Here is a 20,351-nt window from a genome sequence, read left to right on the forward strand (position 1 = left end):
CTTACGCTACGTAGCAGATAACCTCACCACCCATGCCTGCAAGGCGGGCGGCACGATCAGTCATCAGGCCTTTAGAAGTGGACACAATTGCGACACCCAGTCCGCCCATAACCTTTGGCAGCTCGTCTTTACCTTTGTAAATACGAAGACCGGGACGGCTTACGCGCTGGATAGTCTCAACAACAGGTTGGCCCTGGAAATACTTCAGAGTGATTTCCAGTTCAGGCTTAGCGCCTTCTTCTGCTACGGCGTAGTCAGTGATGTAACCTTCATCTTTCAGCAGCTTTGCGATAGCAACTTTCAGTTTGGCAGAAGGCATCTTCACAGATACTTTGTTAGCAGCTTGGCCGTTACGAATACGGGTCAACATATCCGCAATAGGATCTTGCATGCTCATATTAGCTTACTCCGTGACAAGTGCTTACCAGCTGGCCTTACGCAGACCAGGAACTTCACCACGCATGGTTGCTTCACGCAGCTTGATACGGCTCAGGCCGAATTTGCGCAGGAAACCATGAGGGCGGCCAGTTTGATTACAGCGATTGCGTTGACGCGATGCGCTTGAATCACGTGGTAGAGCTTGCAGCTTAAGAACCGCATCCCAACGAGCTTCGTCAGAAGACTCAGGGCTGCTGATGATAGCCTTAAGAGCTGCACGCTTTTCAGCATACTTGGCCACGAGCTTTGCACGTTTTGCTTCACGTGCCTTCATTGACAGTTTTGCCATTTCGCTACCCCTTATTTCTTGAATGGGAAGTTGAAAGCATCAAGCAAAGCGCGACCTTCTTCGTCAGTATTCGCAGAGGTAGTGATAACAATATCCATACCACGAATCTTATCGACTTTATCGTAGTCGATTTCTGGGAAGATGATCTGCTCGCGCACGCCCATCGCGTAGTTACCACGGCCGTCGAACGACTTAGCGCTCAGACCACGGAAGTCACGGATACGAGGGATTGCGATGTCAACTAAACGCTCAAAGAATTCCCACATACGCTCACCGCGCAGGGTTACTTTACAGCCAATAGGGTAGCCTTCACGGATTTTAAAACCAGCAACTGACTTACGAGCTACAGTCACAACTGGTTTTTGGCCGGCAATAGCAGTCATATCACGGACAGCATTTTCCATGATTTTCTTGTCAGCTACGGCTTCGCCAACACCCATGTTCAGGGTGATTTTCTCAATCCGAGGGACTTGCATGACACTGGTATAACCGAACTTTTTAGTCAGTTCAGCAACAACAGTCTCTTTGTATCTATCATGCAGTTTCGCCATCGTTTACTCCAGTTACTTAACGAGTTCACTGTTCGATTTGAAGAAACGGACTTTCTTACCGTCTTCGAATCGGAAACCAACACGATCCGCCTTGCCAGTGACAGGGTTAAAGATCGCAACATTAGATGCTTGAATCGGTGCTTCTTTCTCAACGATACCACCAGTCACACCCAGTTGTGGGTTAGGCTTCTGGTGCTTCTTAACGAGATTGATGCCTTCAACAATTAACTTACCGGTAGTAAGTACACGAGTAACCTTACCGCGCTTACCCTTATCCTTACCGGCCAGTACAATTACTTCGTCTTCACGACGGATTTTTGCTGCCATTTTGAAGCTCCTTACAGTACTTCTGGTGCCAGCGACACAATCTTCATGAATTGCTCAGTACGCAGTTCACGTGTCACAGGTCCAAAGATACGAGTACCAATCGGGGCAAGGTTTGCGTTAAGCAATACCGCTGCATTCCGATCGAAGCGAATGACAGAACCGTCTGGACGACGTACGCCTTTCTTAGTACGGACTACCACCGCGTTATACACATCACCTTTCTTCGCTTTAGCGCGAGGAATGGCTTCTTTAACAGAAACCTTGATGATGTCGCCGATACCGGCATAACGACGATGAGAGCCACCCAAGACCTTAATACACTGAACTCTGCGCGCGCCGCTGTTACATGCGACATCGAGAGTCGATTGCATTTGGATCATTTTAAGTGCTCCGCTATCGTTACTACACAATCCCCACCATGGGGCTAAATAAACACCACTTTTGCCGTTCAAATCGGTCAAAAATGGCGCGCAAGTATAACACCATAAATAGAGGATGGATAGTATTAAAAAACAAACGGCCCCGAAAAGGAGCCGTTTACCAGTTAACCTAATTAAAAATTAGGCCTTGCTTACTACTTCAACCAGGGTCCATGACTTGGTCTTGGACAGAGGGCGACATTCGCGAATAGACACGAAATCACCTTCTTTACACTGGTTTTGTTCGTCATGTGCATGGATCTTAGTAGTACGTTTGATGTACTTACCGTAGATTGGGTGCTTAACTTGACGCTCAACAGCTACAGTGATGGACTTGTCCATCTTGTCGCTGATGACTTTACCCTGCAAAGTACGGATTTTCTCAGACATTATGCACCTGCCTTAGAAGTAATAATGGTCTTAACGCGCGCAATGTTACGGCGCACTTGTTTCAGCTGGTGAGTTTGTGCCAGCTGACCAGTGGCGTGTTGCATACGCAGGTTAAACTGCTCACGCAGCAGACCAAGCAGTTCAGCGTTCAATTCCTCAACGCTCTTTTCTCTCAGTTCGCTCGCTTTCATTACATCACCGTCTTAGTTACGAAGGTAGTCTTGATAGGCAGTTTAGCAGCGGCCAGTGCGAAAGCTTCGCGGGCCAGCTCTTCTGAAACACCATTCATTTCATAGAGTACCTTACCTGGTTGAATCTGACATACCCAGTATTCAACGTTACCTTTACCTTTACCCATACGCACTTCAAGAGGCTTAGAGGTAATTGGCTTGTCAGGGAAAACCCGGATCCAGATTTTTCCTTGACGCTTAACGTGACGTGTCATTGCACGACGGGCAGATTCGATCTGACGTGCAGTCAAACGGCCGCGGCCAACTGCTTTCAGACCAAATGTACCGAAGCTAACTTCAGTACCGTTCGCCAGACCGCGGTTGCGGCCTTTGAACATTTTGCGAAACTTCATACGTTTAGGTTGCAGCATTGCCGGCTCTCCTATTTACCACGAGGCTTGCGCTTAGGTTGCTGCTTCGGCTCTTCGATCTGAGGCATGATACCGTCCAGAACTTCACCTTTGAAGACCCAAACTTTAATGCCGATCACACCGTATTGAGTGTGACTTTCAGAGGTTGAATAGTCGATGTCAGCACGCAGTGTATGCAGAGGCACACGGCCTTCGCGATACCACTCGGTGCGCGCAATCTCAGCGCCGCCTAAACGGCCACTAACTTCAACTTTGATACCTTTAGCGCCCAGACGCATAGCGTTCTGTACCGCACGCTTCATAGCGCGACGGAACATAACACGACGTTCCAGCTGTTGAGCGATTGAATCGGCTACCAGCTTGGCGTCCAACTCAGGCTTGCGGATCTCAGCGATGTTAATTTGCGCAGGAGTGCCAGTAATTTTGGCAACTTCAGCACGCAGAACCTCAACGTCTTCACCTTTCTTACCGATCACAACACCTGGACGGGCAGTGTGAATGGTAACGCGGATGCTTTTCGCTGGGCGTTCGATAACGATCTTAGATACTGATGCGGCTTTCAGCTTCTCTTCGAGAAACTTACGCACTTCCCAGTCGCCGTGCAGATTAGCAGCGTAGTCTGCTTTATCAGCGTACCAGGTAGAGATCCAAGGCTTAGTGATACCCAAACGGATACCATTAGGATGTACTTTCTGTCCCATTGCTCTCTCCTAGCGATCTGATACAACCACAGTAATGTGGCTGGTACGCTTCATGATACGGTCGGCGCGGCCTTTAGCACGTGGCATGATGCGCTTCATGGTTGGGCCTTCATCAACGAAGACTTTTCCAACTTTCAGTTCATCAATGTCGGCACCTTGATTGTGCTCAGCATTGGCAATGGCTGAATCCAGTACTTTTTTGACCAGTACGGCGGCTTTCTTGGGGCTAAAGGTCAGGATCTCGAGGGCCTTGGAAACAGGCAGACCGCGGATCTGATCAGCTACCAGACGAGCCTTTTGAGGCGACGTACGGGCAAAACGATGTTTAGCTAAAACTTCCATCTTACTCCTCCCGTATTAGCGCTTCTTCGCTTTCTTATCAGCAGCATGGCCGCGATAAGTGCGAGTTGGTGAGAATTCACCAAGCTTGTGGCCGATCATTTCGTCAGTTACGAACACAGGAACGTGCTGACGACCATTATGGACAGCGATGGTCAAACCAATCATGTTTGGAATGATCATAGAGCGACGTGACCAAGTCTTAATAGGCTTCTTGTCACCTGCTTCCACCGCTTTCTCTACCTTCTTCAGCAAGTGCAGGTCAATGAATGGACCTTTCTTGAGAGAACGTGGCATGGCGAATCCTCTTACTATTTATTACGACGACGTACGATGTACTTGTCAGTGCGCTTGTTACTACGGGTCTTGTAACCCTTAGTTGGCACACCCCATGGAGTCACTGGGTGACGACCACCAGAAGTACGGCCTTCACCACCACCATGTGGATGGTCTACTGGGTTCATTGCAACACCACGAACTGTTGGGCGTACGCCTCTCCAGCGCTTGGCACCAGCTTTACCCAGCTGACGCAGCATATGCTCGGCGTTACCAACTTCACCCAGAGTCGCGCGGCAATCAACTGGCACTTTGCGCATTTCGCCAGAGCGAAGACGCAGAGTGGCATAAGCGCCATCACGAGCTACAACTTGTACATAAGCACCGGCAGAACGTGCAATTTGAGCACCTTTGCCAGGTTTCATTTCAACAGCGTGAACTACGCTACCAACTGGGATGTTACGCAGTGGCAGGGCGTTACCTGTCTTGATTTCAGCTTCTACGCCAGAAACGATTTTGTCACCAGCCTGCATGCCTTTGGCTGCCAGGATATAGCGACGCTCACCGTCTGCGTACAGTACCAGCGCGATGTGCGCAGTACGGTTTGGATCGTATTCCAGACGCTCAATCTTCGCTGGGATACCATCTTTATCACGTTTGAAGTCAATAAGACGGTAGTGTTGCTTATGACCACCACCAACGTGACGAACAGTGATACGACCAGTGTTGTTACGGCCGCCACTCTTAGATTTTTTCGCCAACAGGCCAGCAAAAGGTTTACCCTTGTGCAGGTCAGTGTTCACCACTTTAACGACGTGGCGACGACCTGGAGAGGTTGGCTTACACTTAATAACTGCCATGAGTAATCTCCTTACGCTTCAGCGCCGACGAAATCGATGTCAGCACCCTCAGCCAGAGTAACATAGGCTTTTTTCCAATCGCTGCGACGACCAGCACGGGCACCGTGACGCTTGGTTTTGCCTTTGTTCACCAGAGTGCGAACTGAATCAACTTCAACTTCAAACAGTTTTTCAACTGCAGCTTTGATCTCTGCTTTAGTGGCGTCGATAGCTACACGGAAAACTACAGTGTTGTTCTTCTCAGCAACCACAGTGCTCTTTTCAGAGATGTGAGGCGCCAGAATAACTTTCAGTAAACGTTCTTCGCGGATCATGCCAGCATCTCCTCGATTTGCTTAACAGCATCAGCAGTTACCAGCACTTTGTCGAACGCGATCAGGCTTACTGGGTCGATACCAGCAACATCACGAACATCAACCTTGTACAGGTTGCGAGCTGCCAAGAACAGGTTCTCGTCAACTTCGGAAGTCACAATCAATACGTCTTCCAGACCCATGTCTTTCAGCTTGGCCTTCAGCTCTTTAGTTTTAGGAGCTTCAACAGCAAACTTTTCAACAACGATCAGACGTTCTTGACGTACCAGCTCGGACAGAATGCTCTTCAGAGCGCCGCGGTACATTTTCTTGTTGACTTTCTGGCTGTGATCCTGGGTTTTAGCAGCGAAAGTTACGCCACCGCCACGCCAGATTGGGCCCTTGACACCACCCGCACGAGCGCGGCCAGTACCTTTTTGGCGCCATGGCTTTTTGCCAGAGCCAGTCACTTCAGCGCGAGTTTTCTGAGCACGAGTGCCCTGACGCGCGTTTGCAGCGTAAGCTACAACTACCTGATGAACCAGTGCTTCATTAAAGTCACGGCCGAAGGTAGTTTCGGAAACTTCAAGAGCGCTTTGCGCGTCTTTCAATACCAATTCCATTACTATCTCCTCAGACCTTAGGCTTTAACGGCAGGCTTGATGATCAGGTCGCCATTGGTAGCGCCTGGAACAGCACCTTTAACCAGCAGCAGGTTACGCTCAGCATCTACACGTACTACGTCCAGATTTTGAGTGGTAACACGCTCAGCACCCATGTGGCCTGACATTTTTTTGCCTTTGAATACGCGACCTGGCGTCTGGTTCTGACCGATAGAACCGTTAGCACGGTGCGCCAATGAGTTACCGTGAGTCATATCCTGGGTACGGAAGTTCCAGCGCTTAACGCCACCTTGGAAACCTTTACCTTTTGATTGACCGGTAACATCTACTTTCGCTACGTCAGCGAAGATATCTACGTTCAGCTCAGCACCAACTTCAATGCCTTCGCATTCACCGTCTGCCAGACGCATTTCCCACAAACCACGGCCGGCGTCAACGCCCGCTTTGGCAAAGTGACCTGCTTCTGGTTTAGTGATGCGGTTGGCTTTTTTGGCACCAGTAGTAACTTGAAGTGCACGGTAGCCGTCGTTTTCCAGAGTTTTCACCTGAGTAACGCGGTTTGCATTTACTTCAATTACAGTAACAGGGATAGACACGCCATCTTCGGTGAAGATGCGGGTCATACCCACTTTACGACCAATAAGACCGATAGCCATCTCTCAAACCTCTTCTAAGGATCTCAATTAACCCAAGCTAATCTGTACGTCGACACCAGCCGCAAGATCCAGACGCATCAGCGCGTCGACTGTCTTCTCAGTTGGCTCTACGATGTCAACCAAACGCTTGTGAGTACGGATTTCGTATTGGTCACGAGCATCTTTATTAACGTGCGGAGAGATCAAAACGGTATAACGCTCTTTGCGCGTAGGCAGTGGGATAGGACCACGTACCTGGGCGCCAGTACGCTTAGCAGTTTCAACGATTTCCGCAGTAGACTGATCAATCAAACGATGATCAAATCCTTTCAAGCGGATACGGATTCTTTGGTTCTGCATTGACCAGAGCTCCTAAAATGGACACATAAAAAATCACCCTCTAGCCATTTCCTTTCTTGGAAAGACAGAGCGAGATGATTTAACCGTTCGACTCCCAATCGGAGTCGCTGTATTTGTGTTTAGCCCCTAGGGCTAAATCAACTTTGTCGCTTACTCAAGTTAAGCGAGGAGGCTATTATACTCATCCAGTTACGGATTACAAGCCTACTGTCGGAATTATCAACAGCATTAACGCTGTCAAAAAGTGGCGCAGATTATACTGACTTTAGCACTCATTGCCAACCGTTTTTGAACGACTGACAAACGGCCAATAAAAAGGCGACCCTGGGGTCGCCTTTTTACGATAGCTTAGATCAGCAATTAAGCGATGATCTTGGCTACAACACCAGCACCAACTGTACGGCCACCTTCACGGATGGCGAAGCGCAGACCTTCATCCATCGCGATTGGGCAGATCAGAGTTACTGTCATCTTGATGTTGTCACCTGGCATTACCATCTCTACGCCTTCTGGCAGTTCGATAGTACCGGTCACGTCAGTTGTACGGAAGTAGAACTGTGGACGGTAGCCTTTGAAGAATGGAGTGTGACGACCACCTTCTTCTTTAGACAGGACGTAAACTTCTGATTCGAACTTGGTGTGTGGAGTGATTGAACCAGGCTTAGCCAGTACTTGACCACGCTCTACTTCATCACGCTTGGTACCACGCAGCAGGATACCGCAGTTCTCACCGGCACGACCTTCGTCCAGCAGCTTACGGAACATTTCTACACCAGTACAGGTGGTCTTGGTAGTGTCGTGGATACCCACGATTTCTACTTCGTCACCGACTTTGATGATACCGCGCTCTACACGACCTGTTACTACAGTACCGCGACCAGAGATTGAGAATACGTCTTCGATAGGCAGCAGGAATGGCTTATCGATATCACGCTCTGGCTCAGGGATGTAGGTATCCAGTGCTTCGGCCAGTTCGATGATCTTGGCTTCCCACTGAGCGTCGCCTTCCAGAGCTTTCAGAGCTGAACCCTGAATTACTGGCAGGTCATCACCTGGGAAATCGTACTCAGACAGCAGTTCACGAACTTCCATCTCTACCAGTTCCAACAGCTCTTCATCGTCTACCATGTCACACTTGTTCATGAATACGATGATGAAAGGTACACCTACCTGACGAGACAGCAGGATGTGCTCACGAGTCTGTGGCATTGGGCCGTCAGTAGAAGCTACTACCAGGATTGCGCCGTCCATCTGGGCAGCACCGGTGATCATGTTTTTAACATAGTCAGCGTGACCTGGGCAGTCTACGTGGGCGTAGTGACGAGTTGGAGTGTCATACTCGATGTGAGAGGTATTGATGGTAATACCGCGCTCACGCTCTTCTGGAGCGTTATCGATCGCTGCGAAGTCACGCGCCTCACCACCGTAAGTCTTAGACAGTACAGTTGAGATAGCAGCAGTCAGAGTGGTTTTACCATGGTCAACGTGACCAATGGTGCCCACGTTAACGTGGGGCTTGGAACGTTCAAATTTAGCTTTAGACACGATATATTCCTTTCTTTTCAGAAGAGTCCGGCGCTGCCGGACACCATCAATCAAAATAACAGTTAATGCCGTTACCTAAATCAGGTACGAGCTTCGATAACTGCTTTAGCAACGTTTTGCGGCGCTTCAGAGTACTTCAAAAACTCCATGGAGTATGAAGCCCGACCCTGAGTCGCTGAACGCAAATCTGTTGCATAACCAAACATTTCAGCCAAAGGTACCACAGCTCGAATGATCTTGATACCGGCGACGCCGTCATCCATACCTTCGATTAGACCACGACGACGGTTCAGATCACCTACTACGTCACCCATGTAGTCTTCTGGGGTTGTCACTTCAACCTTCATGCAAGGCTCGAGCAACACAGGGTTAGCTTGCAGCGCCCCCTTCTTGAAGCCCATAGAACCTGCAACTTTGAACGCCATTTCGTTCGAGTCCACATCATGATATGAACCGTCGAACAGAGTGACCTTCACGTCCAATACAGGGAAGCCGGCGAGAACACCGTTCTTCATCTGTTCTTGGATCCCTTTGTCAACCGCAGGAATGTATTCTCTAGGAACTACACCACCAACGATTTCGTTGACAAACTCATAACCGGCACCCTCTTCACGAGGCTCCAGTTTCAGCCAGACATGACCGAATTGACCACGACCACCAGACTGACGCACAAACTTACCTTCCACTTCCACGGCACTGCGGATAGTTTCACGATAAGCCACCTGAGGTTTACCAACGTTACATTCAACGCTGAACTCACGGCGCATACGGTCGATGATAATGTCCAAGTGTAGCTCACCCATACCTGAAATCAGAGTCTGACCCGACTCCTCATCAGTCTCAACCCGGAAAGAAGGATCTTCCATTGCCAGCTTCTGCAGCGCAATGCCCATCTTTTCCTGGTCGGCTTTGGAACGAGGTTCCACAGCAATGGTAATAACCGGCTCGGGGAATTCCATCCGCTCCAGAATTACCTTATGGTCTGGGTCACACAGGGTGTCACCGGTTGTCACATCTTTCAGGCCGATAGCAGCAGCTATATCACCTGCGCGCACTTCTTTCAGTTCTTTACGGTCGTTGGCGTGCATCTGCACGATACGACCGATACGTTCACGCTTCTCTTTTACAGAGTTGTAAACGGCTGAACCCGACTCCAGGACACCTGAGTAAACCCGGATAAAGGTCAAAGTACCCACAAATGGGTCTGTTGCGATTTTGAATGCCAACGCAGAGAAAGGTGCATTGTCATCAGAAACACGCTCAACTTCCTGTTCTCTGTCATCGATGCCCTTAATCGCAGGAACATCAACAGGAGCAGGAAGGTATTCAACAACGGCATCGAGAACTGCCTGTACGCCTTTATTTTTAAAGGCACTACCACAGGTAGCCAGCACAATTTCGTTGTTGATAGTACGTTGACGAAGCGCTTTTTTGATCTCTTCTTCTGTGAGCTCACCTTCTTCAAGGTATTTGTCCATCAGCTCATCAGAAGCCTCTGCGGCACTCTCTACCAGGTATTCGCGCATTTCGGTTGCCTTGGCAAGCAAATGCTCTGGGATCTCTTCGTGAGTGAAAGTCAGGCCCTGGTCTTCTTCATTCCAGTTGATGGCTTTCATCTTGATGAGATCGATAACCCCGCTAAAGTTTTCTTCTGTACCAATATTCAATTGAATAGGCACACAAGTTGCACCGAGACGGTTACGGATCTGTCCTACTACGCGATCAAAGTCGGCACCGGCACGGTCCATCTTATTGACGAACACCAGACGGGGGACATGATACTTGTCGGCTTGACGCCATACGGTCTCAGATTGAGGTTCCACACCAGAAGAACCACAAAAGACCACTACGGCACCGTCAAGTACGCGCAGAGAACGCTCTACCTCAATAGTAAAATCGACGTGACCTGGGGTATCGATGATATTGATACGATGCTCAGTAAACTGGGCATCCATACCGCGCCAGAACGTGGTAACAGCCGCAGAGGTAATAGTAATACCCCGCTCCTGCTCCTGAACCATCCAGTCAGTGGTAGACGCACCGTCATGGGTTTCACCCATCTTGTGGTTTACCCCTGTATAGAACAGGACTCGCTCTGTGGTAGTGGTTTTACCTGCGTCAACGTGAGCACAAATACCTATGTTGCGATAACGCTCAATTGGAGTTGTACGAGCCACGATTATACCCTCTTGACTAAGATAAAAATCTTAGCAATGTCAGAGAAAGCGCGGGCAAGCCCGCGCCCGATATTACCAACGGTAATGAGCAAACGCTTTGTTGGCTTCTGCCATACGATGCACGTCTTCGCGCTTCTTAACGGCAGTACCTTTGTTTTCGGAAGCGTCCAGCAGTTCACCTGCCAGGCGCAGAGCCATAGATTTTTCACCACGCTTACGAGCAGCTTCAACCAACCAGCGCATCGCCAGTGCGTTACGACGAACTGGGCGAACTTCACATGGAACCTGGTAAGTAGAACCACCAACACGGCGAGACTTAACCTCTACCGCTGGGCGAACGTTTTCCAGGGCTGCTTCAAGGATAACCAGATGCTCTTCGCCTTTCTTATCGGCGACAACATCCAGTGCTTTGTAGATAATTTTTTCAGCAGTCGACTTTTTGCCGTCCTGCATAATGACGTTGATGAACTTAGCCAGCAACTCACTTTGAAACTTTGGATCAGGTAGGATCTTACGTTGTCCTACTACGCGACGTCTTGGCATAACTATTCTCCGTATGCTTCAGGTATTTCCAAAACTGGAATTTATATTTAGCTTGGCCTTACTTAACGGAAAACCATTAAGACTTAGGACGCTTAGCACCGTACTTAGAACGAGCTTGGCGACGTGAAGTCACACCAGCACAGTCCAGGGCGCCACGAACAGTGTGATAACGCACACCAGGTAAGTCTTTAACACGACCACCACGGATCAGGATTACACTGTGTTCCTGCAGGTTGTGGCCTTCACCGCCGATGTACGAAGTTACTTCGAAACCGTTGGTCAGACGCACACGAGCTACTTTACGTAGTGCAGAGTTAGGTTTTTTTGGAGTAGTGGTGTACACACGAGTACAAACACCACGCTTTTGTGGGCACGCGTTCAACGCAGGCACGTTAGTCTTTTCGACTTTAGGTGCGCGAGGCTTACGTACCAACTGGTTTACAGTTGCCATGTATAGCTCCGAATCAGTTGATTTCAACTCAACAATAAGGTGTGAAAAATCTAATCCCACAATAGTGGGACGCGGAATTTTAGAAAGGTAAGGCTTGGCTGTCAAGAAATAGCCAACTTTTGCAGCGTATTCCAATGAAAAAGGCGCCTTTCGGCGCCTTTTATAACATCTATGCTACTTATTCCTGACTACCTGCCAGGTTCAACAGATCGGCCAGGTTCTGTTCGGCTTCGCTGGCGCTGATGCTAGGTGCTTCAGTCGCTACTTCACCACGAGCCTGGTTACGGTTGTTGTGGTAAGCATAACCGGTACCGGCCGGGATCAGACGACCTACGATCACGTTCTCTTTCAGACCGCGCAGGTTATCACTCTTACCGCCTACTGCCGCTTCGGTCAGTACGCGAGTGGTTTCCTGGAACGAAGCCGCAGAGATGAAGGACTCAGTCGCCAGAGAGGCTTTGGTGATACCCAGCAGTTCGCGTTCGAACTTGGCCGGAATCTTGCCCTGCTCTTCCAGTTCGCGGTTAGCGATCTTGACGCGGGACACTTCAACCTGCTCCCCTTCGAGGAACTCAGAATCACCGGCTTCAGTGATCAGACACTTACGCAGCATCTGGCGAATGATCACCTCAATGTGCTTGTCGTTAATCTTCACACCCTGCAGACGATATACGTCCTGTACTTCATTCACAATGTAGTTGGCTACGTTGTGGATACCGCGCAGACGCAGAATATCGTGAGCAGACTCTGGACCATCGGCGATCACTTCACCGCGTTCGACTTTTTCACCTTCGAACACGTTCAGGTTACGCCACTTAGGGATCATCTCTTCGTATGGGTTACCGCCTTCAGCAGGGGTAATAACCAGACGACGCTTACCTTTGGTCTCTTTACCGAAGGAGATGGTACCGCTGATCTCAGCCAGAATCGCCGGCTCTTTTGGCTTACGGGCTTCGAACAGGTCAGCAACCCTTGGCAGACCACCAGTAATATCGCGAGTCTTGGACGATTCCTGAGGAATACGAGCCAGTGCATCACCGACGCTGATCTGAGCATTATCTTCCAGGTTTACGATCGCATTGCTGGGCAGGAAGTACTGCGCAGGTACGTCGGTACCAGGAATGGTCAGGTCATTACCGTTTTCGTCAACCAAACGGATCATTGGACGCATTTCTTTGCCGGCGCTTGGGCGCTGGGCCACATCCAATACCACGATAGAAGACAGACCGGTCAGCTCGTCGGTTTGACGCGAGATGGTGACACCGTCAATCATCTGCTCAAACTTCACATAACCCGCCACTTCAGTGATGATGGGGTGAGTATGTGGATCCCAGTTTGCGATAGTCTGGCCAGCGGTAACTTCAGCGCCTTCCAGCGTTTCCAGCACAGTACCGTAAGGCACTTTGTAGCGCTCTTTCTCACGGCCCAGTTCATCGATAATCGCCAGCTCGGACGAGCGCGATACGATAACCAGCTTGCCATCGCTGTTCTTAACGAACTTGGCGTTATGCAGCTTCAGGTTACCGGCGTTCTTCACCTGAACGTTGTTTTCTGCAGAAGCCCTGGATGCCGCACCACCGATGTGGAAGGTACGCATCGTCAGCTGTGTACCAGGCTCACCGATTGACTGAGCAGCGACAACACCGATTGCTTCACCTTGGTTAATCAGGTGACCACGGGCCAGGTCACGACCGTAACACTTGGCACAAACACCGAAGTCGGTATCACAGGAGATCACAGAGCGAACTTTAACTTCGTCGACGCTGTACTCTTCCAGCTTGTCACACCATGCTTCATCCAGCAGAGTGTTACGTGGCGCCAGGACTTCGTCGGAACCAGGATAGTAAACATCCTCGGCAACAACACGACCCAGTACCCGCTCACGCAGCGGCTCAACCACGTCACCACCTTCAATCAGCGGCTTCATGATCAGACCTTCGTGAGTACCACAGTCATCTTCGATAACGACCAGATCCTGGGCAACATCCACCAGACGACGAGTCAGGTAACCTGAGTTAGCTGTCTTAAGTGCGGTATCCGCCAGACCCTTACGAGCACCGTGAGTAGAAATAAAGTACTGCAGTACGTTCAGACCTTCACGGAAGTTCGCCACGATGGGCGTTTCGATGATAGAGCCGTCTGGCTTGGCCATCAGGCCACGCATACCCGCCAACTGACGGATCTGAGCGGCACTACCACGAGCGCCTGAGTCGGCCATCATGTAGATGCTGTTGAAGGAAGCCTGTTTCTCTTCTTCACCGTCGCGGTTGATAACCACTTCGGAAGACAGGTTTTCCATCATCGCCTTGGAGACTTTCTCGTTGGCGCTGGCCCAGATATCGATAACCTTGTTGTAACGCTCACCGGCAGTAACCAGACCAGACTGGAACTGCTCCTGGATTTCCAGAACTTCGGCTTCTGCGTCGGCAACCAGCTTGTACTTGGCTTCCGGGATTTCCATATCGTTGATACCGACAGAGGCACCAGAGATAGTGGCGTATTGGAAACCTGTGTACATCAGTTGGTCAGCAAAGATAACAGTATCTTTCAGACCCAGCTGACGGTAGCAGGTGTTCAGCAAACGGGAGATCTGCTTCTTGCCCATGTTCTGGTTAACCAGATCAAAAGACATACCGGCTGGCAGGATCAGTGACAACAGAGCACGACCTACTGTGGTGTCGACAATGCGGCGCTGCTGGGTGCGCTCACCGTTCTCATCGATATGAGTTTCGGTGATACGAACTTTAACCCGGGCGTGCAGCTCGGCGGCACCAGTGCGATAGGCTTTCTCGGCTTCGGCAACAGACTCAAAGGCCATACCTTCACCGCGGCCATTTACGCGTTCACGGCTCATGTAGTACAGACCCAGTACCACGTCCTGAGAAGGAGTGATAACCGGCTCACCGTTGGCAGGTGACAAAATGTTGTTGGTTGACATCATCAACGCACGGGCTTCCAGCTGGGCTTCCAGCGTCAGAGGCACGTGTACCGCCATTTGGTCACCGTCGAAGTCGGCGTTATAGGCCGCACACACCAGTGGGTGCAGTTGAATCGCTTTACCTTCGATCAGTACAGGTTCGAACGCCTGGATACCCAAACGGTGCAGTGTTGGTGCACGGTTCAGCATCACAGGGTGTTCGCGGATCACTTCATCCAGTACGTCCCAAACCTCGGCAACTTCACGCTCAACCATCTTCTTGGCGGCTTTGATGGTAGTGGCCAGACCACGACCTTCCAGCTTGCCGTAGATAAATGGTTTGAACAGTTCCAGCGCCATTTTCTTCGGCAGACCACACTGGTGCAGACGCAGAGTTGGGCCCACGGTAATTACCGAACGGCCTGAGTAGTCAACACGCTTACCCAGCAGGTTTTGACGGAAACGACCTTGCTTACCCTTAATCATGTCGGCCAAGGACTTTAGAGGACGCTTGTTGGAACCGGTAATGGCACGACCGCGACGACCGTTATCCAGCAGGGCATCAACAGATTCCTGCAGCATACGCTTTTCGTTGCGAACTATGATATCCGGAGCAGCCAGATCCAGCAGACGCTTCAAACGGTTGTTACGGTTGATCACGCGGCGATACAGATCGTTCAGATCTGAAGTCGCGAAACGACCGCCATCCAGAGGAACCAGAGGACGCAAATCAGGTGGCAGAACCGGCAGCACCTTGAGGATCATCCACTCTGGCTTGTTGCCTGAATGGTAGAAGGCCTCAACCAGCTTCAACCGCTTGGTGACTTTCTTGCGACGGGTCTCAGAGTTGATAGATGGCAGCTCTTCGCGCATCTGCTCAACTTCTTTCTCCAGATCGATAGCGCGCAGCAGTTCCAGAACCGCTTCGGCACCCATCTTGGCTTCAAACTCGTCACCATACTCTTCCAGCGCATCCAGGTAGGTTTCTTCGGTCAGCATTTGACCGCGCTCCAGGCTGGTCATGCCTGGCTCGATAACCACATAAGATTCGAAGTAGAGTACCCGCTCAATATCACGCAGAGTCATGTCCAGCATCAGACCGATACGGGATGGCAGTGACTTGAGGAACCAGATGTGGGCAACTGGGCTGGCCAGTTCGATGTGGCCCATACGCTCACGACGTACTTTGGTCTGGGTCACTTCAACGCCACACTTCTCACAGATCACACCGCGGTGCTTGAGACGCTTGTACTTACCGCACAGACACTCGTAATCTTTGACCGGGCCAAAGATACGGGCACAGAACAGGCCTTCACGCTCAGGCTTGAATGTACGGTAGTTGATGGTTTCAGGCTTCTTAACTTCACCAAATGACCAAGAACGGATCAGATCAGGCGACGCCAGGCCGATCTTGATGCCTTCAAATTCTTCAGTCTTGCTTTGCTGTTTCAGAAACTTTAATAAGTCTTTCACGTTTCTCTCCTGAAGGAGTTAAACCCGGTGCCCCGCTCTCGCGGAGCACCAATTCGTTGCCAAACGCAGGCTTTAAACCGCGTCTTACTCTTGATCCAACTCGATGTTGATACCGAGAGAACGGATCTCCTTCAGCAATACGTTGAAGGACTCTGGCATTCCTGGCTGCATCTGATGGTTACCGTCAACGATGTTCTTGTACATCTGAGTACGACCGTTAACGTCATCCGATTTCACTGTGAGCATTTCCTGCAGAGTATACGCAGCACCGTATGCCTCCAGGGCCCACACTTCCATCTCACCGAAACGCTGACCACCGAACTGAGCTTTACCGCCCAGAGGTTGCTGAGTAACCAAGCTGTACGAACCGGTAGAACGGGCGTGCATCTTGTCATCAACCAAGTGGTTCAGTTTGAGCATGTACATGTAACCTACGGTCACAGGACGCTCGAACTGGTTACCGGTACGACCATCAAACAGATTCAGCTGACCAGAAGTCGGCAGACCTGCGAGCTCAAGCATCTGCTTGATCTCTTTTTCTTTGGCACCGTCGAAGGCTGGGGTTGCCGTTGGCAGACCATCCTTCAGGTGTTTGGCCAGACGCAGAACTTCATCATCGGTAAATGAATCGATATCCACGCGCTGCTTCACTTCATCGCCCAGTTCATAGACCTGTTTGATGTAGCCACGCAGTTCGGCCAGCTCACGCTGTTCTTCCAGCATGGCATTGATGCGATTACCAATACCTTTAGCCGCAGCACCCAAGTGAACTTCCAGTACCTGACCTATGTTCATCCGCGAAGGTACACCCAGAGGGTTCAGTACGATGTCGACAGGGTTACCCTGCTCGTCGTATGGCATATCTTCGATAGGACAGATCTTGGAGATCACACCCTTGTTACCGTGACGACCGGCCATCTTGTCACCAGGCTGGATGGTACGCTTAACCGCCAGGTAAACCTTAACGATCTTCAGTACGCCTGGAGCCAGATCATCACCTTGGGTGATCTTGCGACGCTTGACTTCGAACTTCTTGTCAAAGTCGGCTTTCAGCTCTTCGTGCTGTTCCGCCAGCTGTTCCAGTTCGGTTTGCTTGGCTTCATCGTCGATAACCTGAACCAATACGTCTTTGCGTGGCAGTTCAGCCAGTTTGGCTTCACTGAAACCGGCGCTCAGCAGCAGGTTACGGGCACGGCTCAGTACACCCTCTTCGAGGATCTTGAACTCTTCAGTCAAGTCCTTACGGGCTTGAGCAATGTGCATCTCTTCGATTTCGATGGCGCGCTTGTCTTTTTCAACACCGTCACGGGTGAAGACTTGCACGTCGATAACTGTACCTTTCACTGAGTTAGGTACACGCAGAGAGCTGTCTTTAACGTCAGACGCTTTCTCACCGAAAATAGCCCGCAGCAGTTTCTCTTCCGGAGTCAGCTGAGTTTCACCCTTAGGCGTTACCTTACCAACCAGAATGTCACCGCCTTTTACTTCGGCGCCGATGTAAACGATACCGGATTCATCCAGCTTGCTCAGTGCAGACTCACCTACGTTAGGGATGTCAGCAGTGATCTCTTCGCTACCCAGCTTGGTGTCACGGGCAATACAGGACAGTTCCTGAATGTGGATAGTCGTGAAACGGTCTTCCTGCGCTACGCGCTCGGAAATAAGGATGGAATCCTCAAAGTTGTAACCGTTCCATGGCATGAAGGCCACGCGCATGTTCTGACCCAGAGCCAAGTCGCCCAAGTCGGTTGACGGACCATCGGCCAGCACGTCACCACGCACCACAGGCTCACCTACGCTACAGCATGGACGCTGGTTGATGCAGGTGTTCTGGTTGGAACGGGTGTACTTGGTCAGGTTGTAGATATCGATACCGGCTTCGCCTGGGCGCAGCTCATCTTCGTTAACCTTAACCACGATGCGGCTGGCATCAACATAGTCGATCACACCGCCACGCTTGGCAGCCACAACCACGCCTGAGTCAACGGCCAGTGTACGTTCAATACCTGTACCCACCAGAGGCTTCTCTGACTTGAGTGTTGGTACTGCCTGACGTTGCATGTTTGCACCCATCAATGCACGGTTAGCGTCGTCGTGCTCAAGGAATGGGATCAAAGATGCCGCCACAGAGATGATCTGCTGTGGAGATACGTCCATATACTGGATATCGGAAGCGCGCATAAAGGTAGATTCACCCTTGTGGCGACAGGCAACCTGCTCTTCCACAATGCGACCTTCGTTGTCGAGCTCGATGTTGGCCTGTGCAATCACATAGCGGCCTTCTTCGATGGCTGACAGATATTCCACTTCATCGGTAACCACACTGTCGATCACCTTACGATAAGGTGTTTCCAGGAAGCCGTATGAGTTGGTACGGGCAAAGGTAGACAGTGAGTTGATCAGACCAATGTTTGGACCTTCAGGGGTCTCAATTGGACACAGACGACCATAGTGAGTTGGGTGCACGTCTCGAACTTCGAAGCCGGCACGCTCACGGGTCAGACCGCCAGGACCAAGAGCCGAAATACGGCGCTTGTGAGTCACTTCTGACAGTGGGTTGTTCTGATCCATAAACTGCGACAGCTGAGAAGAACCGAAGAACTCTTTCACTGCAGCAGAGATTGGCTTGGCGTTGATCAGATCCTGAGGCATCAGCTCGTTCAGATCGCCTAGAGACAGACGTTCACGTACAGCGCGCTCAACACGTACCAGACCGACACGGAACTGGTTCTCGGCCATTTCGCCAACGCTACGGATACGACGGTTACCCAGGTGGTCGATATCATCGACTTCATCAAAACCGTTACGGATTTCGATGATCTTCTTCATTACGGCAACTATGTCTTCTTTGGTCAGTACACCGGTACCCTCGTTCTCGTCGATTTCGAGACGACGGTTGAACTTCATCCGGCCCACTTTAGATAGGTCATAGCGCTCTTCGCTGAAGAACAGGTTCTGGAACAGAGCTTCGGCGGCATCCTTGGTTGGTGGCTCGCCAGGACGCATCATGCGATAGATTTCAACCAACGCTTCCAAACGGTTGGTGGTTGAGTCAATACGCAGAGTGTCAGAGATGTAAGCACCGTGATCCAGCTCGTTGATGTACAGGGTGCTGACCTCTTTGATACCGGCCAGTGACAGATTGGCCAGGTCTTCCAGGCTGATCTCGTTGTTGGCGGTAACCAGTACTTCACCTGTGTCAGGATCGATATAGTCCTGAGCCGCCACTTTACCAACTATGTACTCAACCGGGACTTCCAGTTCAGTGGTGTTGGTTTTTTCCAGTTGGCGGATATGACGGGCAGTGATACGACGGCCCTTCTCTACCAGCACAGTGCCTTCTGAATCCTTGATGTCATAGCTGGCAGTTTCGCCACGCAGACGCTCAGGAACCAGTGTCATGACCAGAGAATCTTTCTTGATCTTGAAGTCGACACGCTCAAAGAAGATGTCGAGGATATCCTGAGTAGAATATTCCAGGGCACGCAGAATGATGCTGGCAGGCAGCTTACGGCGACGGTCGATACGTACAAACAACGCATCTTTAGGGTCGAACTCGAAGTCGAGCCATGAACCGCGGTAAGGAATAATACGCGCGTTATACAGCACTTTACCTGAAGAGTGTGTCTTACCACGGTCGTGGTCGAAGAACACACCTGGGCTACGGTGCAACTGAGATACGATAACACGCTCAGTACCATTGATAACAAAGGTACCGTTTTCAGTCATCAGAGGGATATCCCCCATGTAGACTTCTTGTTCTTTAATATCTTTTACAGTGCCGGCGGCAGCTTCACGATCATACAGCACCATGCGCAGCTTAACGCGCAGTGGAGCGGAGTATGTCACACCGCGGATTTGACACTCTTTCACATCAAAAACAGGCTCGCCCAGCTTATAGCTGACGTACTGCAGTTCTGAATTACCAGAAAAGCTCTTGATGGGAAAAACGCTACGGAAGGCGGCCTCTAGGCCACGCTCACCGGTAGGATCTTGATCGGTGAACTTCTTAAAAGAGTCTAACTGAATCGACAACAGATAAGGGATGTCCAACACCTGTGGACGCTTACCGAAGTCTTTGCGAATACGCTTCTTTTCAGAATAGGAGTAAACCATGGGTTTCCTCTGCTTGCGAGATGTGAC

General features: G+C 50.5%; 22 protein-coding genes. All 22 read right to left on the reverse strand.

All coding sequences use genetic code 11. From position 1 onward, the window contains the following. Position 1 precedes the first annotated feature (1 nt). Positions 2 to 397 (reverse strand): 30S ribosomal protein S8, encoded by a 396-nt coding sequence (rpsH, locus tag HCX89_RS21755; protein WP_025011970.1) that lies wholly within the window; start codon positions 395 to 397, stop codon positions 2 to 4. Between the two features lie 24 nt (positions 398 to 421). Then, positions 422 to 727 (reverse strand): 30S ribosomal protein S14, encoded by a 306-nt coding sequence (rpsN, locus tag HCX89_RS21760; RefSeq protein ID WP_025011969.1) that lies wholly within the window; start codon positions 725 to 727, stop codon positions 422 to 424. An 11-nt stretch (positions 728 to 738) separates the two neighbouring features. Continuing rightward, positions 739 to 1,278: a 50S ribosomal protein L5 gene (gene rplE, locus HCX89_RS21765; protein ID WP_025011968.1), complete on the reverse strand. Its 540-nt coding sequence runs from the start codon at positions 1,276 to 1,278 to the stop codon at positions 739 to 741. 12 nt (positions 1,279 to 1,290) lie between these two features. Next, on the reverse strand, positions 1,291 to 1,605 hold the full coding sequence (gene rplX / locus HCX89_RS21770; RefSeq protein ID WP_025011967.1) for a 50S ribosomal protein L24: 315 nt from the start codon (positions 1,603 to 1,605) through the stop codon (positions 1,291 to 1,293). A gap of 11 nt (positions 1,606 to 1,616) precedes the next feature. Next, positions 1,617 to 1,985 carry a 50S ribosomal protein L14 gene (gene rplN, locus HCX89_RS21775; RefSeq protein ID WP_011494644.1) on the reverse strand — a complete coding sequence of 123 codons (369 nt, stop codon included), beginning with the start codon at positions 1,983 to 1,985 and terminating at the stop codon, positions 1,617 to 1,619. A gap of 180 nt (positions 1,986 to 2,165) precedes the next feature. Beyond that, positions 2,166 to 2,414 carry a 30S ribosomal protein S17 gene (gene rpsQ, locus HCX89_RS21780; protein WP_025011966.1) on the reverse strand — a complete coding sequence of 83 codons (249 nt, stop codon included), beginning with the start codon at positions 2,412 to 2,414 and terminating at the stop codon, positions 2,166 to 2,168. Beyond that, positions 2,414 to 2,605, reverse strand: a complete 192-nt coding sequence (gene rpmC / locus HCX89_RS21785; protein WP_011758342.1) for a 50S ribosomal protein L29 — start codon at positions 2,603 to 2,605, stop codon at positions 2,414 to 2,416. The genes rpsQ and rpmC overlap by 1 nt, the downstream gene beginning before the upstream one ends. After that, entirely contained in the window at positions 2,605 to 3,015 is a 411-nt protein-coding gene (rplP, locus tag HCX89_RS21790) for a 50S ribosomal protein L16 (RefSeq protein ID WP_025011965.1), read from the reverse strand. The genes rpmC and rplP overlap by 1 nt, the downstream gene beginning before the upstream one ends. Before the next feature lie 11 nt (positions 3,016 to 3,026). Then, positions 3,027 to 3,716 (reverse strand): 30S ribosomal protein S3, encoded by a 690-nt coding sequence (rpsC, locus tag HCX89_RS21795; protein WP_025011964.1) that lies wholly within the window; start codon positions 3,714 to 3,716, stop codon positions 3,027 to 3,029. Between the two features lie 9 nt (positions 3,717 to 3,725). Continuing rightward, the gene (gene rplV, locus HCX89_RS21800; RefSeq protein WP_025011963.1) at positions 3,726 to 4,058 is read right to left on the reverse strand and encodes a 50S ribosomal protein L22; all 333 of its coding nucleotides are present in this window, start codon (positions 4,056 to 4,058) and stop codon (positions 3,726 to 3,728) included. A 15-nt stretch (positions 4,059 to 4,073) separates the two neighbouring features. Beyond that, a complete protein-coding gene (gene rpsS, locus HCX89_RS21805; RefSeq protein ID WP_025011962.1) occupies positions 4,074 to 4,352 on the reverse strand; it encodes a 30S ribosomal protein S19 in 279 nt (92 codons plus the stop codon). 14 nt (positions 4,353 to 4,366) lie between these two features. Next, complete coding sequence (gene rplB / locus HCX89_RS21810; RefSeq protein WP_025011961.1) at positions 4,367 to 5,191, reverse strand: 50S ribosomal protein L2; 825 nt, start codon at positions 5,189 to 5,191, stop codon at positions 4,367 to 4,369. An 11-nt stretch (positions 5,192 to 5,202) separates the two neighbouring features. Next, positions 5,203 to 5,505: a 50S ribosomal protein L23 gene (rplW, locus tag HCX89_RS21815; protein WP_025011960.1), complete on the reverse strand. Its 303-nt coding sequence runs from the start codon at positions 5,503 to 5,505 to the stop codon at positions 5,203 to 5,205. Then, positions 5,502 to 6,107 carry a 50S ribosomal protein L4 gene (rplD, locus tag HCX89_RS21820; protein ID WP_025011959.1) on the reverse strand — a complete coding sequence of 202 codons (606 nt, stop codon included), beginning with the start codon at positions 6,105 to 6,107 and terminating at the stop codon, positions 5,502 to 5,504. The genes rplW and rplD overlap by 4 nt, the downstream gene beginning before the upstream one ends. Positions 6,108 to 6,124: 17 nt before the next feature. Then, the gene (gene rplC / locus HCX89_RS21825) at positions 6,125 to 6,763 is read right to left on the reverse strand and encodes a 50S ribosomal protein L3 (protein ID WP_167717456.1); all 639 of its coding nucleotides are present in this window, start codon (positions 6,761 to 6,763) and stop codon (positions 6,125 to 6,127) included. A 27-nt stretch (positions 6,764 to 6,790) separates the two neighbouring features. Then, complete coding sequence (rpsJ, locus tag HCX89_RS21830; RefSeq protein ID WP_011635639.1) at positions 6,791 to 7,102, reverse strand: 30S ribosomal protein S10; 312 nt, start codon at positions 7,100 to 7,102, stop codon at positions 6,791 to 6,793. Positions 7,103 to 7,462: 360 nt separating this feature from the next. Further along, entirely contained in the window at positions 7,463 to 8,647 is a 1,185-nt protein-coding gene (gene tuf, locus HCX89_RS21835) for an elongation factor Tu (protein WP_071239068.1), read from the reverse strand. An 80-nt stretch (positions 8,648 to 8,727) separates the two neighbouring features. Further along, entirely contained in the window at positions 8,728 to 10,824 is a 2,097-nt protein-coding gene (gene fusA, locus HCX89_RS21840; protein WP_025890055.1) for an elongation factor G, read from the reverse strand. A gap of 72 nt (positions 10,825 to 10,896) precedes the next feature. Then, entirely contained in the window at positions 10,897 to 11,367 is a 471-nt protein-coding gene (gene rpsG / locus HCX89_RS21845; RefSeq protein ID WP_025012041.1) for a 30S ribosomal protein S7, read from the reverse strand. A 76-nt stretch (positions 11,368 to 11,443) separates the two neighbouring features. Continuing rightward, on the reverse strand, positions 11,444 to 11,818 hold the full coding sequence (gene rpsL / locus HCX89_RS21850; RefSeq protein WP_025012042.1) for a 30S ribosomal protein S12: 375 nt from the start codon (positions 11,816 to 11,818) through the stop codon (positions 11,444 to 11,446). Positions 11,819 to 11,996: 178 nt separating this feature from the next. Continuing rightward, complete coding sequence (gene rpoC, locus HCX89_RS21855) at positions 11,997 to 16,208, reverse strand: DNA-directed RNA polymerase subunit beta' (RefSeq protein ID WP_044733357.1); 4,212 nt, start codon at positions 16,206 to 16,208, stop codon at positions 11,997 to 11,999. Positions 16,209 to 16,292: 84 nt separating this feature from the next. Continuing rightward, positions 16,293 to 20,324 carry a DNA-directed RNA polymerase subunit beta gene (gene rpoB / locus HCX89_RS21860; RefSeq protein ID WP_025012043.1) on the reverse strand — a complete coding sequence of 1,344 codons (4,032 nt, stop codon included), beginning with the start codon at positions 20,322 to 20,324 and terminating at the stop codon, positions 16,293 to 16,295. Positions 20,325 to 20,351 lie beyond the last annotated feature (27 nt).

Source organism: Shewanella sp. Iso12 (genome assembly GCF_012030025.1).
Taxonomy (GTDB): domain Bacteria; phylum Pseudomonadota; class Gammaproteobacteria; order Enterobacterales; family Shewanellaceae; genus Shewanella; species Shewanella algae.

What these genes read in the sequence shown, in the direction of transcription:
- rpoB (WP_025012043.1), bottom strand. Translation starts at nt 20,324, where the DNA reads ATGGTTTACTCCTATTCTGAAAAGAAGCGTATTCGCAAAGACTTCGGT.
- rpsH (WP_025011970.1), bottom strand. Translation starts at nt 397, where the DNA reads ATGAGCATGCAAGATCCTATTGCGGATATGTTGACCCGTATTCGTAAC.
- rpsG (WP_025012041.1), bottom strand. Translation starts at nt 11,367, where the DNA reads ATGCCAAGACGTCGCGTAGTAGGACAACGTAAGATCCTACCTGATCCA.
- rplB (WP_025011961.1), bottom strand. Translation starts at nt 5,191, where the DNA reads ATGGCAGTTATTAAGTGTAAGCCAACCTCTCCAGGTCGTCGCCACGTC.
- rpmC (WP_011758342.1), bottom strand. Translation starts at nt 2,605, where the DNA reads ATGAAAGCGAGCGAACTGAGAGAAAAGAGCGTTGAGGAATTGAACGCT.
- rpsL (WP_025012042.1), bottom strand. Translation starts at nt 11,818, where the DNA reads ATGGCAACTGTAAACCAGTTGGTACGTAAGCCTCGCGCACCTAAAGTC.
- rplN (WP_011494644.1), bottom strand. Translation starts at nt 1,985, where the DNA reads ATGATCCAAATGCAATCGACTCTCGATGTCGCATGTAACAGCGGCGCG.
- rplP (WP_025011965.1), bottom strand. Translation starts at nt 3,015, where the DNA reads ATGCTGCAACCTAAACGTATGAAGTTTCGCAAAATGTTCAAAGGCCGC.
- rplD (WP_025011959.1), bottom strand. Translation starts at nt 6,107, where the DNA reads ATGGAATTGGTATTGAAAGACGCGCAAAGCGCTCTTGAAGTTTCCGAA.
- rpsQ (WP_025011966.1), bottom strand. Translation starts at nt 2,414, where the DNA reads ATGTCTGAGAAAATCCGTACTTTGCAGGGTAAAGTCATCAGCGACAAG.
- rpsJ (WP_011635639.1), bottom strand. Translation starts at nt 7,102, where the DNA reads ATGCAGAACCAAAGAATCCGTATCCGCTTGAAAGGATTTGATCATCGT.
- rpsS (WP_025011962.1), bottom strand. Translation starts at nt 4,352, where the DNA reads ATGCCACGTTCTCTCAAGAAAGGTCCATTCATTGACCTGCACTTGCTG.
- rpsC (WP_025011964.1), bottom strand. Translation starts at nt 3,716, where the DNA reads ATGGGACAGAAAGTACATCCTAATGGTATCCGTTTGGGTATCACTAAG.
- rplW (WP_025011960.1), bottom strand. Translation starts at nt 5,505, where the DNA reads ATGATCCGCGAAGAACGTTTACTGAAAGTTATTCTGGCGCCTCACATC.
- rplC (WP_167717456.1), bottom strand. Translation starts at nt 6,763, where the DNA reads ATGGCTATCGGTCTTATTGGTCGTAAAGTGGGTATGACCCGCATCTTC.
- rplX (WP_025011967.1), bottom strand. Translation starts at nt 1,605, where the DNA reads ATGGCAGCAAAAATCCGTCGTGAAGACGAAGTAATTGTACTGGCCGGT.
- rplE (WP_025011968.1), bottom strand. Translation starts at nt 1,278, where the DNA reads ATGGCGAAACTGCATGATAGATACAAAGAGACTGTTGTTGCTGAACTG.
- rplV (WP_025011963.1), bottom strand. Translation starts at nt 4,058, where the DNA reads ATGGAAGTTTTAGCTAAACATCGTTTTGCCCGTACGTCGCCTCAAAAG.
- rpsN (WP_025011969.1), bottom strand. Translation starts at nt 727, where the DNA reads ATGGCAAAACTGTCAATGAAGGCACGTGAAGCAAAACGTGCAAAGCTC.